General features: G+C 35.5%; 10 protein-coding genes and 2 pseudogenes. 2 read left to right on the plus strand and 10 right to left on the minus strand.

The genetic code is table 11. The annotated features are described in order from the left end of the window. Positions 1–358 precede the first annotated feature (358 nt). The 9 genes and pseudogenes from QRE67_RS26420 to QRE67_RS26455 all read right to left on the minus strand — a co-directional run bounded on the left by QRE67_RS26420 (position 359) and on the right by QRE67_RS26455 (position 11,046). Positions 359–1,558, minus strand: coding sequence for an ABC transporter permease (locus QRE67_RS26420; RefSeq protein WP_286125545.1), 1,200 nt, complete (start codon positions 1,556–1,558; stop codon positions 359–361). Next, positions 1,555–2,235 carry an ABC transporter ATP-binding protein gene (locus QRE67_RS26425; RefSeq protein WP_286125546.1) on the minus strand — a complete coding sequence of 227 codons (681 nt, stop codon included), beginning with the start codon at positions 2,233–2,235 and terminating at the stop codon, positions 1,555–1,557. The genes QRE67_RS26420 and QRE67_RS26425 overlap by 4 nt, the downstream gene beginning before the upstream one ends. After that, positions 2,232–3,422 (minus strand): efflux RND transporter periplasmic adaptor subunit, encoded by a 1,191-nt coding sequence (locus QRE67_RS26430; protein ID WP_286125547.1) that lies wholly within the window; start codon positions 3,420–3,422, stop codon positions 2,232–2,234. Before QRE67_RS26430 ends, QRE67_RS26425 begins: the two co-directional genes overlap by 4 nt. A gap of 900 nt (positions 3,423–4,322) precedes the next feature. Continuing rightward, positions 4,323–5,753 (minus strand): IS4 family transposase, encoded by a 1,431-nt coding sequence (locus QRE67_RS26435; protein WP_286121019.1) that lies wholly within the window; start codon positions 5,751–5,753, stop codon positions 4,323–4,325. A gap of 163 nt (positions 5,754–5,916) precedes the next feature. After that, on the minus strand, positions 5,917–7,185 hold the full coding sequence (locus QRE67_RS26440) for an ABC transporter permease (RefSeq protein WP_502874006.1): 1,269 nt from the start codon (positions 7,183–7,185) through the stop codon (positions 5,917–5,919). A gap of 20 nt (positions 7,186–7,205) precedes the next feature. After that, positions 7,206–7,713: pseudogene (locus QRE67_RS28965) on the minus strand (ABC transporter ATP-binding protein); the annotation flags it as partial. After that, entirely contained in the window at positions 7,713–9,671 is a 1,959-nt protein-coding gene (locus QRE67_RS26445) for an ABC transporter ATP-binding protein/permease (protein ID WP_286125550.1), read from the minus strand. The pseudogene QRE67_RS28965 and the gene QRE67_RS26445, both read right to left, overlap by 1 nt. Positions 9,672–9,855: 184 nt before the next feature. Further along, a pseudogene (locus QRE67_RS26450) lies at positions 9,856–10,290 on the minus strand (sensor histidine kinase); the annotation flags it as partial. 48 nt (positions 10,291–10,338) lie between these two features. Further along, the gene (locus QRE67_RS26455; protein WP_286125551.1) at positions 10,339–11,046 is read right to left on the minus strand and encodes an IS6 family transposase; all 708 of its coding nucleotides are present in this window, start codon (positions 11,044–11,046) and stop codon (positions 10,339–10,341) included. Positions 11,047–11,494: 448 nt separating this feature from the next. Here QRE67_RS26455 and QRE67_RS26460 point away from each other — a divergent pair, with 448 nt between their 5' ends. Together QRE67_RS26460 and QRE67_RS26465 are read left to right on the plus strand one after the other, a co-directional pair. Continuing rightward, positions 11,495–11,683, plus strand: a complete 189-nt coding sequence (locus QRE67_RS26460) for a hypothetical protein (protein ID WP_286125552.1) — start codon at positions 11,495–11,497, stop codon at positions 11,681–11,683. Between the two features lie 32 nt (positions 11,684–11,715). Then, on the plus strand, positions 11,716–12,651 hold the full coding sequence (locus QRE67_RS26465; RefSeq protein ID WP_286125569.1) for an IS3 family transposase: 936 nt from the start codon (positions 11,716–11,718) through the stop codon (positions 12,649–12,651). Between the two features lie 187 nt (positions 12,652–12,838). Here the strand turns inward: QRE67_RS26465 and pgtP are convergent, their stop codons facing one another. After that, positions 12,839–14,197, minus strand: coding sequence for a phosphoglycerate transporter PgtP (gene pgtP, locus QRE67_RS26470; RefSeq protein WP_286125553.1), 1,359 nt, complete (start codon positions 14,195–14,197; stop codon positions 12,839–12,841). Positions 14,198–14,282 lie beyond the last annotated feature (85 nt).

The raw sequence follows: 14,282 nt of genomic DNA on the forward strand, positions 1-14,282 counted from the left end.
GTATACTTTATCAATACAAGTTTTTTACCTCATATATTAAAATTAAAATACCCTTTCAAAATATGGCAACTCCTTTCACCAATCGTGGAAGGAGTTTTTTTCGTTCGTAAAGGTACACCTTTTTGTATTACGCAAAGTAATACAAACACAGCATTCCAAAATATCAAAAATATATTTTAGGAACGTTCTTAAAATATTAATACCTTTCGGTACATGCTTGCTTTTCCTCAAAGAAGCCGACCGTTTGTAAAGGTATACATTTGCAAACAAAAAAGAATCCCAAAAGGAACGAGGGATTCTTTTTTGTTTTATCTTTTTATCAGAACCACATTAAATAAAGAGCTTTCTACTAATAAACTTATTCATAACGAAGGGCTTCAATTGGATCTAATTTTGCTGCTTTGTTCGCTGGAATCAACCCGAAAATAATACCAAGTGTCATAGAGAATAACACACCGCCAACGACTACTTGCCATGAAACAAGTGGTGGCCATTTTGCAAATGTTGACACAATATATGCACCTCCATAACCAAGGCCAATTCCAATTAGTCCTCCAAGAAGCGTTAACATAACAGCTTCAATTAAGAACTGTAATAAGATTTTACTACGCGTTGCTCCAAGTGCTTTACGTACCCCAATCTCACGAGTACGCTCTGTTACAGATACAAGCATAATGTTCATAACACCGATACCACCAACGACTAGTGAGATACCAGCAATACCACCGATAATCATCGTCATGATATTTGTCATTTTAGAAATACCCTCTTGAATTTCTTTTAAGTTTAGTACCTCATATTTACCTGTAAACTCACTTGGCTTACGACTATTTAATACATCAGCTGCTTTCTTTCCAGCGGCATCTAAATTATCGACTTTTTTCGCTTGAACAGAAATACTTTGAATTTCATCTGTTCCATACAACGTTGGCCATAACGTTAATGAAATTAACGCCTCGGAATCTCCCATTCCCATAAATCCACCTGTAGCTTCATATACACCAATGATTTGCATTGGTTGGCCTTTCATTTCGATGATTTTTCCAATGGGATTCTCTTTTTCAAATATCTTTTTTTCTAAACCAGTGCTAATCATGACAACATTATTTCCTTGTTCAATATCTGTATCATTTAAAGAACGACCTTTTTTCACCTTAACTTTATTTACAGCAAAGTATTCACCGTCTAGCCCTTTTATATTTACCATCTCTTTTTTATCATTAACATCAAGTGTTTCCATATTTGAATTTGTCTTAATTACATGTGCAATCTCTGGAATCTTCTTAATTTCAAAAATATCTTCTTCCGTCAATTTTGGTTGTCCCATTGATTCCATACCGGATGGATCATTCATGTCAGCACTATAGTGAATAGAAATCACACTATTTCCAGAACCAACAAATTGTGATTTTAATGCGGCTTCCCCGCCCTGCCCAATCGCGACAACAATAATAATGGAACCGACGCCGATAATAATCCCGAGCATCGTAAGTGCTGAGCGCAGTTTATGAGCTAGAATAGAAGATAGGGCAATTTTTATACTATCTAGTAAACTCATACCGCACACCTTCTATCTTCTGTAATTTTCCCATCTCGTAGTACAATTCGGCGTGAAGAATACGCAGCAACTTCCTCTTCATGCGTAACCATAACAATTGTTGTACCTTCCGCATTTAACTTTGTAAAAATATCCATAACCTGTTCACCAGATTTCGTATCAAGTGCACCGGTTGGCTCATCAGCCATAATAAACGTCGGATCATTTGCAATTGCGCGAGCGATAGCTACACGCTGCTTTTGCCCACCTGATAGCTCACTTGGTAAATGACTTACTCGGTCTGACAATCCGACTTTTCCAAGTGCCTCAAGAGCCCGCTGGCGGCGCTCTGCTTTCTTTACGCCGCTGTATATAAGCGGAAGTTCGACATTTTCTACTGCTGAAAGACGTGGTAGTAAGTTAAAATGTTGAAAAACAAAGCCAATATATTCATTACGAATGAGGGCAAGTTTCTTCTCATCTGCTGTTAAGATATTTACATCATTCAACATATATTCACCTTCTGTTGGACGATCTAAACAACCGATAATATTCATGAGCGTCGATTTCCCTGAACCAGATGGTCCCATAATAGAAACAAACTCACCGCTTTGAATTGTTAAGCTAATACCGTGTAAAATCGGTACCGCAAGCTTCCCTTGATAATATGTTTTATAAATGTTATTTAACGTAATCATTTTTCTTTCACTTCCATTCCGTCATACACGTTGTCGGAAGGATTTTTGACCACCTTTTGCCCCACTGTTACGCCTTCAAGAACTTCTGTCCAGTCTCCATCAGTAGAACCTTTTTTCACACTTTGTTTACTAAGCTTTCCTTTTTCTTCTACATAAACAAATGCATCTTTGCCTTTTTCTACAATGCTCTTGCTAGGAACAGCAATCATATTCTTGTTTTCTAAATTGACTTGTAAGGATACATGATAGCCTGGAGACAATCCTTCTTGTCCATCTAAACTAGCTTTATATGTATACTGAGACATATTTTGTGTTGCTTCACCGCCTGCGCCGGCTGCTGTCATTTCTGCACTCGTTGGGAACTCACTTACTTCTATGATCTTCCCTGTCCACTTCTTCTTACTATTCGCTTTTGTAGTTACAGTGAATATTTGATCTTTTTGAATTTTTGATTTTTGAATTTCTGTTAATGTCCCTTGAATTTGGAATGGATCTTTAGAAGCAATTTGTAAGAATGCTTTTCCTTGTCCGCCCATTGCTCGCGCTGAGCTTTGTGCTGCATCTTTATCTAGCTTTTGTACAACACCCGAAAAATTACTATAAATAGTAAGTTCATTTTGTTTTTTCTTTAACTGCTCTGTTTGTAATTGACCTTTTTCTTTCTCTAGGTCAGTTGTTTTTTGCTGTACTTCTAATTGACTTACTTCCTCTTCTAACGGATCTGTTACTTCTTTCCCAGCACCGCTATCTTTCGCCTTCTTAATCTCTTTCTTTATGGAATCTATTTTCTTTTGCCCTTGATCATAACGCATAATAGCCATTTTTTGATCAAGTTCAGCTTGCTTCATCTGTGAATTAATTTCTTCATTATCATAAGAGAATAATTTCGTTCCTTTCTCTACTTCTTGCCCTTCTTTCACTTCAATATCCTTTACTTTTCCTTTTGTCGGATCTGCATAAAAGCTTTCAATATTCCCAGGTTTCACCTGCCCTGAAATCAATTTTGTATTATTAAGTTTACGCTCTGTTACTTTTTCGAAGCTAACAGCATCTGCCTTTGCCTCACCCTTCTTCTTGCCTTGCATGACAAAAATATTGATGGCTGCAACGATAACAATTAGTGTAATAACCCCACTGATAATCCATTTCTTCTTTTTGTTAAGTTTACGTGTTGTATTTGGTAACATAGTGTATCTCCTTTCATGATTATATACTTTTTAAGTATATTATAATTTTTAAACATAACATGAATAACATATGTAATATTATGCAATATTGCATATAAAAATGTATTGATATATATGTAAGCGCTTACTATTATAAGGGTATAAAGATTTACAACATACTATACAAAATAAGAGGAGGAAATAATATGGCAATCGCAATGGCAGTTTTAAAATTTTTAGGTGGAATCATCCCGTTCGTAGCAGAACTTTTAAAAGCAGTAATGTAAGTTCATTATCTTACTATACAAAATAGGAGGAGGAAATAATATGGCAATCGCAATGGCAGTTTTATCATTCTTAGGTGCAATAATCCCATTAGTAGGAGAGCTTTTAAAAGCAGTAATGTAAGTTCATTATTCCGCAATTGCAATTATATGTAAAAAAATATCATACAAATGATCTGTATATCAAGAATGAATTGATGTGCAGATCATTTGTGTGAGCAAACTTTAAACAAGAAAAAGAATCCCAGAAATCATAAGGGATTCTTTTTCTTTATGTAATTACGGTATTAACATTTTTGCTACAGATAATGATGTTTTATGTAAACTTCATATGTATAGGTTATTCATAGTTTAAATAGGGGTCACTATACATGCCCATCAACTTAAGAAATTGGTAGTTCCCCAAAACGAAGAAAATGAGTTGAATTCTCATAAATAACTATAAAATAATAAAATTTTCGTTTTGGGGACACTTCAAAATATTAGCTTGATGGGCATGTGGCTGTACCCCACATCCATCAACTTAAGGTATATTTTTATACAAAACGCGGTTTTTTCACGTAGTATTTTATTATCGTTTATAGATGTTATAAAAGTAGGCATATCAAATAAACCCTGACGGGTTTGAATTTTTTTACTATGCTACCTGATGAGTAGAAGTGGTATACTCATACACAACACCCAAAATATCAAAGACTGTCTTTTTCTCGTATCGATGAGATTTTCGTCCGTTGCGCTGTAGGAGGTTAAACAGACGAAGGAGAACCTTTGATAGCTCTTGGGTGTTTTTGTGTAATGCTTGGTAAAAAAGTGAAAAATAATCTTTAATTATGTACATCGCTTTATATTCACTTAGCTCTTTCTGTTTCTTACGTAACAGGAGTTCTCTCATCTTAAACATTGTAGAAGAACATAATAGGATACTAATGAGTTGTCCATAAAGATGACATTCTAATCGCTCTTGTTTAATAGATTTACAACGATGAATTTGAAACCAGGATTTCCATATTTTAAATAACAGTTCAATTTGCCAACGTAGTGAATATAAATCATAGATTTTCTCTTTTGGTACCCATTCCGTAGGAATGTTTGTCATATATACCGTAATTCCTTGTAAAAGTTTCGTACGCTCTGTATATGTAATTCCTTTTTTCTTTTCACGAATAGCTCGATCACGTAGGCGTTTTTGTTTTTGCTCCTCCGTACATTTATAAACCACAATGCGAGTAGGTAGTTTGTCTTTGCTCCCTACATATACATCATGTAATTCATACACTTGGCCAGGTTGTAATTGGTTCATGATGTCTTCCAAATGAATTTGTATATATACCGGCCTCAGTTGAGCGGGTTTTGTTTTAAACACGACTGTTTCGAATTCTTTTCTATATATCTTAGTTGGTAACTTAAGACGTGATAAATAATATCCTTGCTTATCTTGAATAGACTTAAAGTCTTGTAAACGAAAATATCCTAAGTCACGAATATATAGTTCATTCTTTTGTGCCATGCCTGTTCGAGTCGCACCATACGCCTGATCACTTCGTTTTCCTGGTTCAATTTTCACATCAGAAAATTCTCCACTCAACAAGTCATACTCTAGTTGAATTTTCACACCAGCTTTATGACTACATCCTCCGGCACCAGGATAAGTAGATACAAATCGATCCGGCACTTGAAATGTTGTAGAATCAAGGATAAGAATACGCTCAAAGTAAGCAGAAAGAGAATGAGAAATCTTAGATAATCCCCCAATTTTAGCTTGTAGAAGTGTAGTAAATACAGTTCGAAAGAAGGCTACAGAAGCCGAGTTAAATCGTCGATTAAGTCCCTCAGGACTTAATAAAATTCCTGTTGAAGTTTCTAATTGACTACAAAGTTGAGTAAGAGAGGTAGTAGCGATTTGTTGATTTAACCATACACATAAAGATAAAAAATGGTGCCCATGGCATTTCCGTTTTCGTTTCATTCCGCCTGCTTCTATAGCTAATTGATTAAGTGTAGCGGGAGACATATATCGATATAACTCTTCAGCAAATAAAGACAACTCTTGTTTTTGATGCATATTCATAAAAAGCACGTCATCCTTTCTCATTAACATAAGAGAATAGTAACGTGCTTTTAACTTCAAGAATAGTCTAAATCCTTAAGTTGATGGATGTGTGGCTGTACCCCTTGTAGTACAATCTCCATTTTTTTATTTGATAGGTAACCACATGTTTCGTTTGAGACATTTACTTTCTTAATGCAACAGCAGGCTCAGTATGAATAAGCCTATGGCTTGCAATTATGCTGATAACGATGACAACAATTGCTGTCACAAGAATGGAGAGAAACATTTGTTGGATCGTGATAACTAAACTAAATTCAAAAGCACCACTTACTACATAGATGCAACCAATTAGAACAGCATTAAAAACAGACGCCAATCCCGACAACAATATATTCTCGCAAATAATCATTCTTCGTATTGTACCTTTACTAAAACCTAGCGCAGATAATAGTCCCAATTCCCTAAATCTTGAATTTTGTAATTTAACAAGCATAATAATGCTGATAAAGAGACCAATTACTAAAATCAAACTAGATAATAGTAAGAACAAACGACTAAGACTATTAAAAGTGTTTTGCAAGGCTGCAACTTCGCTTGAAACATTTTTGCTTTTTACATCTTTTGCTTTCAGCATTTCGCTCACAGAAACAATATCATCGAAGTTTATCACATCATAGCTAATTGAATAACATTCTTTATCCTTGATATTCTTATAAAACTTCTGTTCAACATCAGAGGATACGATGAAATCATCATAGCCAGCGTTATATATACCGCTAACGGTCAACTTGTAAACTTTTCCGTCATACTTCAATGTGAGTCTTTGACCAATTAAACCTTTTATATCTTTATCGAATTTTTTCGCGAGGCTTGGCGTAAGGGATATTTCATTTGTCCCTTTCTTTGGCATAGTGCCATAAGACATACTTTCGGTAGCTTTTGGCATTGGATATTTCTCAATCATTGTTTCAGATTTATCTTCTAGGCTTAAAGACACATTATCAATTTTGTATTGATAATAAACATTTTCGATACGCTGATCGGATTTTAACAATTCAAAAACTGTTCCGTCATCTTCACCTTTGATGTATCCATTGTTAAAAGCAGTGTTTTTTTCCTTGAAATCAGCAATAGACTGTTCCATAATATTTCCCGATGATAAGGACAACATAAAGGCAAGGATGCCGATAGAAATCGCTAAACTAACCAAAATATATCGCATAAAATGCACCTTAAAATTCATAAGTCCTCGTTTAAAAGCTGAAACTCTTACAGTCTGATTATATATAACCTTTTTCTCGCTTTTTTTTACGCATTTTACCGCTGTATAGTCAGCGACAATTTTACCCTTTTCAATAGAGATTACCTCATCAGCGAAGTCACATATTTTTTGATCATGTGTGATGACTATGACTAAACAGTCTTTTGATATTTCTTTCAAAAGCTTCATTATTTCTGTTGAATTGCTTCGGTCTAGCGCTCCAGTCGGTTCATCCGCCAAAATAATAGACGGATTGCTACTTAATGCTCTCGCTATGGCAACTCTTTGTTTTTGACCACCTGAAAGATTTTCTATTTTTTCATTTGTCTTCGATGACAATCCAAGTTGATCTAACAGCTTCTGGGCATTATTGATATATTCTACTTTATCCCCTGGATATAACTCTGATGGAAGTAAGATGTTTTCACGTACGGTATATCCACGTAAAAGATGATAGTCTTGAAAAACAAAGCCAATATTATCCCTTCGATATGCACAAAGCTCATCTACTCTCATTCTACTAATTGATGTATCACCTACGGATACGTCACCTTCATAGTCGCTGTCAAAGCCAGCAAGTATATTAAGAAGCGTACTTTTACCGCTACCTGATGCACCTAAAAGACAGATCAATCCTTTGTTAGGAAAATCAAAACTCATATTGTCAAAAATAAGTGCTTTCTCATACTTTTTTGTAAGATTCTTTATCTGTATCATTATCGATCACCAGTTTTGAGTACAGCAGATACATTGAGTTTTACAAAAGTAGTGATCGTTACTCCAAATGCCACAACTGCAACTCCCATTAACATAAGTACACCTGTGAACAGCATTTTTGCACTTAAAATATTAACACTAAACTCGGCTTTAGTTACCAAATTAATGAGGGGGGAGGTAACAAGTAAGAAAAGGATTGCCGTAGCCGTTGTAATGAATATTTCAGTGAAAATGAGCAAGCTTAAATGCTTGTTATTATAACCGCTGATTTTATAAATTGCATATTCTCTCTTTCTCATAATGCCTGTAATAAGAAAGATTGCAATTACCATCACAACTGATAAAAGATTAATGCTAAGGCTTGCAGATTCAGTCTGTTCGGTCGTTTGTGCATTAAGTCTTACAATGTCCTCAACACGTTCAAAATCTCCAAGAGGAACAATACCTTTTGTATTTAACTCATCTTTAATAGAAATCATATCTGTTGGAGTTTTTGCACGAATTATAAAATTCATCTGTTCATTATTGATTTCCGCCTGTTTTCCCATTTCATCAAGTGCTGTTTTACTGAAAAAGAAAGCGTCATTAATATAATGATCCGTCGTTTTCCCGTTATATTCATATACTACCTTTGTATCAATTACACCAACAATCTTTGCTTTTATCGATACGTCTTTTAAAATAGGTTCTCCACTGTTCCCATTAGAGACCGAACCATTAAAGACCGAACCATTAAAGGTAATTTCTTTTCCAATTACTTGTTCATTCCCAATGCCTAATTTTTTTACAAAGCTTTCAGGAACAACTATCTCATTACTATTTCCCATAGGCATTTTTCCTGCTAATAATTTATTAATGTAAGGTGCGGAACCAGTTCTTTCAACTTCGTGTTCTTTTCCATCAACATCGATGCGTATATTATTAAAACTTTGTTCAAACAGGGTAAATTTCACGCGCTCATCATTTACATATTGTTCGTATAACCCTCCAATTTTTTGTGTTACATCAGCATTTGGCTTCTCATCCTTATTTCCATCTGAACCGCTTGCACTTGTAAAACTATCAACTACGGTAATGTTCAACATACCTTCACCATAAGTATCAAACAACTTGTCAAACTCCGCTTGACTCTCGTTATTAATTGCTCCATTCACTGTTGTAAGCAACAGTATAGCTGCTACCATAAAAGAGAGAGTAGCTACTACAAAACGGCCAAATTTATTTTTTATATTGGATTTTGCAAGTACCAAAGAATTTTTCAGCGATAAATTAGGACGACTTTGCATTTTTAGTGTTGGTGTTTTTGTAAATTGAATTTCTGACTTTGAAAAAAGCTCGCCCTTATCAAGTTCAAATATATGATCCTTTTCAGAAATTAAAGAAGTATCATGGGTTACAACAATAACCGTTCGATTTTTCGAAATAGCTCTTAAAATATCCATTGTTATTTTTGCGTTTTTTTCGTCTAAGGCACTTGTTGGTTCATCAGCAATAATGACCTGTGGATTTTTCATAAGTTCTCGTGCTATGGCAACACGCTGCTTTTGACCACCCGAAAGATCTTTCACCTTTTTCTGTGCGAAGTTAAAAATCTTCAAATCTTTAAGGATTTTTTCCGCATTCTCTTTATTTTGTGCCTCTTTTAGATACCCAGACAACAGTACATTTTCTAAAACGGTTGCTTCCTCAAGTAAGTTAAAATCCTGCCACACAAAGCCAAATATGTTATTGTAAAAATAACTTTTTTCATTGTTCGTTAAATCTTTGATATTTTTACCGCAATACAGAACCTCTCCATCAAAGTCTTGTTCCATACCGCTAATGATTTTCAGCAGTGTAGTTTTGCCACTGCCCGAAGCACCAACAATAAAGTTTAGTCCTTTGTTGATATTCATTGAAACATTGTATAAAGCAAATCCATTTTTATACTGCTTGTATACATTTTTAATTTGAAACATTAACTTTAGCCTCCATTAATCTATTTCTTCACAAGTGATAAAACTTCCCACTTGATTGGATAGCGTCATTTTATCGCAACTGATGTTAAATCCTTGTTAAGAAAATGCAGCTATGAACACAAAATACAGAGCTTTAAAATATGAGGATGACCCTCTATTTAAAGCTCTGTATTTATATGTTACTTTATTTCATTTTATTTAAAGTTACAGTAAAGCAGGTACCACCACTTTCGGTGTCATTTACAGTAATAGTGCCTTTATGCCTTTTAATGATGGTTTCTACAATAGAAAGGCCTAAGCCTGCTCCTCCCATTTCACGGGAACGAGATTTATCAACACGATAAAATGGTTCAAAAATATTTTTCTTATTGATTTCAGAAATACCAATACCTGTATCCTTTACAGAGATTAAAATCTTTTCGGCAGATTCAATCGACACTTCAATGGTGACACTTCCACCATTCACATTATATTTTATACCGTTTTCAACAAGGTTATAAAACGCACGGTAAAGTAAATCTGTATTCCCATAAATGACGCTGTTATCACCATTCAAAGACAATTGGACATTCTTTGCTTTTGCAATACCAGAAAGCTCGAAAATAAGGTTTTGGTGCAAAAATATTAGAGAGAAACATAGAGTAGCAATTTCCCCTACATTTCTATTTTATGAAGCTAAGCCAAACAATTTATGAATAAATTCTTTCTGGTTTTGGACAGATTTGTCCATTAAAACAAGTTGCCCTTTTTTCATCATATGCATGGCTTCAACACCACTCAATATAGAGATTGCTGTTTTAAATGACTTTAATCCTAACATAGAACGAACTCGTCTTTTAATAAACCGGTGGTCTTGTTCCACAATGTTATTCAGATATTTTACCTGCCTTATTTGGATGCCTACGGGCATCTTTTTCTCTTTCTTCAACTCTTCAATTGCCATAGGATAGGCTGGGTTCTTGTCTACTGTGATAACACGGGGCTTTGAAACATGAAAAGACCGCAAAGCTTTCTTGAAAAAGCGCTTTGCAGCCTTATGATCTCTTGTTTTACTTAAATAAAAATCAATCGTATTTCCTTTTGAATCAACGGAACGATATAGGTACATCCATTGACCTTTGACTTTCACATACGTCTCATCGACTCGCCAAGAATCATTGGTTGGCTTAAGATGACACCTTAATCGCTCATCTAATTCAGGGCCATATTGATGAACCCAGCGCATGATGGTTGTATGAGCAATAAATAGCCCGCGTTCTTCCATCATTTCGACTAAATCACGAAAACTGAGATTGTACCGTAGGTACCATCTTACGGTTAATAAAATAATATCAGGTTGATAATGTTTCCACTTGAATAGATTTTGCTTTTTCATACTGATCACGTCCTTTTTAGAGTACTAGTATCAGTATGTCCAAGTTTGGGAGATTACTTCCAGATATTTTGAATTTTTTGCACCAGAACCATAATTCCTGTAATTCGGGTTCTGGTGCAAATATTTGAAGAAGAACACGAATAATAGTAGATTCCTAGCGGAATCGTATTTTATGCTATAAGTCCAAACACTTGGTGGATGAACTCTTTTTGATTTTGGACAGACTGATTGATATTATCCCCTTAAGGTAGACAGTGTAAAAAGACCATGAATAGACATGGGTGTTACACTTTTACTTGGAGGGGATTTTATTATGGTTAAAAAAGTAGATACATTTCAAACGTATTCAAATGAATTAAAGATACAAGTTGTAAAAAGTTATTTAAATGGTGAGGGTAGCCAATAAGCTATAGCTAAGAAATATAAGCTGAAAAGTAGAACACAGTTAATGAATTGGGTTCGGAAATATCAAGAAACAGGCGACATTTCAGATTTACGAAGAAACAACGGTGGTAATAGTGGTTTAAAAACCCCCTTGAAAGGTCGTCTTCGTACGAAATTCAATAGTGTTGAAGAGGAATTAGAATATTACAAGGCTCAGGTAGCGTATTTAAAAAAGCGGTATCCAAATCTATAGGAGGTGTTCTTGCCCAAACAGCTAAGTATGAGATTATTGAAGAACTACGTTCTCAATATAAAGTAACATGGCTTGTCATCATTGCGCAGTTAAATCGCTCTAGTTACTATAAGTGGCGCTCAACATGTATACAAAGACAATTACGCCTTTCAAAAGATTATACACTGCGTGAACAGATTCAGGCCATTCATATAAAACACAAGGAATACGGTTATCCTCGCATGAAAGTTGCCTTGCGAGATGCTGGATTTTTAGTGAGCCACAAAAAGGTATACAGACTTATGCGAGAACTCCAAATTCAATCAATCATCCGTAAAAAGCGACGCTTTTTCAAAGGTAAATCCTCAAAGGTTTTTCCAAATGTAGTAGAACAACAATTCCGAAATCGAAAGCCAAATGAGGTACTTGTTACAGATATCACTTATTTGTCATTCAAAGATAAATTTCTCTATTTATCAGTCGTTCAAGACATTTATAACAATGAAATCGTAGCTTGGAAACTCTCGCATCGCAATGATTTACAACTTGTTCTAAAAACATTAGGTTTAGCAGCACAAAAAAGAGATGTGTATGGAACCATCATCCACTCAGATCAAGGATTCCAATATACATCTCGTGCTTATTATCATGCGCTTCAACAACTAGGTGCCATCGGCAGCCACTCTCGCAAAGGAAACTGCCATATAATGCTTGCATTGAATCATTCTTCTCTCATTTTAAATCTGAAATGTTTAATCTTAATTCTTATCAAAACGAGAAAGAACTCATTCAAACAATTGAAACCTACATCTATCACTATAATTACAAACGATTTCAAAAAAGACTCAACCATCGAGCTCCAATTGAATATCGAATTTCGATGGCGGCATAGTCTTTTTTACAGTTGTCTACTTGACGGGGGTAAGACCAATCAGTCTGTCCAAAATCAAAAAGAGTTCATCCACCAAGTGTTTGGACTTATAGCATAAAATACGATTCAGCTAGAAATCTACTATTATCCGTGTTCTTCTTCATATATTTGCACCAGAACCCTCGATTCCCGTTCGAGAAAAAACCGTCCTCCTTTATATCTGCATCGACACCAAATTGGTTACGTTGAGCAGCACACTGACTTTGAGTATTGTATAATGGAAATATCCTCAGAATATAGTTGTTTCAGGATTGAAGTACCTGTTTTTTGTTGAATTCTTTTGCTCCTCGATGGGTCAATATGCAGCATATGATGCAACATACAGTTGCCGCTAGTAATACATAGAAACCACCATTCCATCCTACCTTGTCAACCATTACACCAAAGAGGGTAGTACCTAAAGATGCACCTAGAATGTAACTCATAAAACCTCGCAAACCAACTGCAGAACCAACGGCGAAAGGTGGAACCACCTCCATAGTTTGTACTGAAGCCAGAAACTGCGGAATGTAAATCAAGCATCCAATAATAGCAGCGAAAATAGTGACCCAATGTAAAGATGTACTTTGCCAGTAACCAATGATACAGATGAATATCAATGTCATAGCAATGATTGCTGGCGGCATGCGGTGCCCTTTGAATAACTTGTCTGATAGATAACCGGCTAGAAGAGTAGAAGGAATGGCTGCCCATTCAAAGAATAAAAAGGCAACACTCATCTCTTCTTTAGTGAAATGTTTTACATTCAACAAATAAATGGGCAACCAGCTTATAATGCCGAAACGAACCATGTAAACAAAAACATCCACCAAGGAAACGAACCATGCATTTTTGTTAAATAAAACATAATTCCTAAAAATCTGCCAAGCATTCATGTCTACTGGCGGTTTGGAATCAGCCCTTTGTTGCATTTTCGAATCGGGTTCATCCTTGATGATTTCGCTTAACAGAGGCAAGCCCTCGCTTACCGGTGAGCCTTTAATAAGGGTTAGTATCACCATTGCAATAACAATAGCTACTGCAGCCGGAACCTGGTAGTTTGCTGCTTGCCAGTGATTGGAGCCTAACATAGCAAAACTGACACCAACGATAGGCGCTACGATGCCTCCACCTATATTGTGCGAAATATTCCATATGGCACCGACAGTTCCTCTTTCCTTACGCGGGAACCAGTTTGCAATAGTAATAAAGCTAGGTCCAACTCCCATTCCCTGAAAAAATCCATTGAGAACAACGAGAACTGCAAACATCCAGAATGCCGTGCTGAAGCCCATCATAATATTGACCATAGCGCACAGAAGCAAACCAAGCACCATATACCTTTTAGGATTAGCTTTGTCTGCTATACTACTCATTAAACCCTTACTAATTCCATAAGCGATAAGCATGGAACTGCTTAATAATCCTACTTCTGTAGCACTAAGATTGAGTTGTTCCTTCAGATAAGGAGTAGATAAGGCAAAATTGTTACGTACTATATAGTAAGCTATATAACCGAAGAACACGCCTAATAAAGATTGTAGCCGGAAAAGCCTATAGGTTTTTTGAACCTGGTCTGATGCTATTTTTGTAGTAGCGATTTTAGGTTTCAAAAATGAGAACATACTATCTACCTCGATTTCTTTACTTTGATTTACGGAAAAAACTTAGATTGGCATAAAATTTAGTATTTCAATAGAGACCAACTTG

The sequence above is a fragment of the Bacillus sp. DX3.1 genome (genome assembly GCF_030292155.1).
Classification (GTDB): Bacteria; Bacillota; Bacilli; order Bacillales; family Bacillaceae_G; genus Bacillus_A.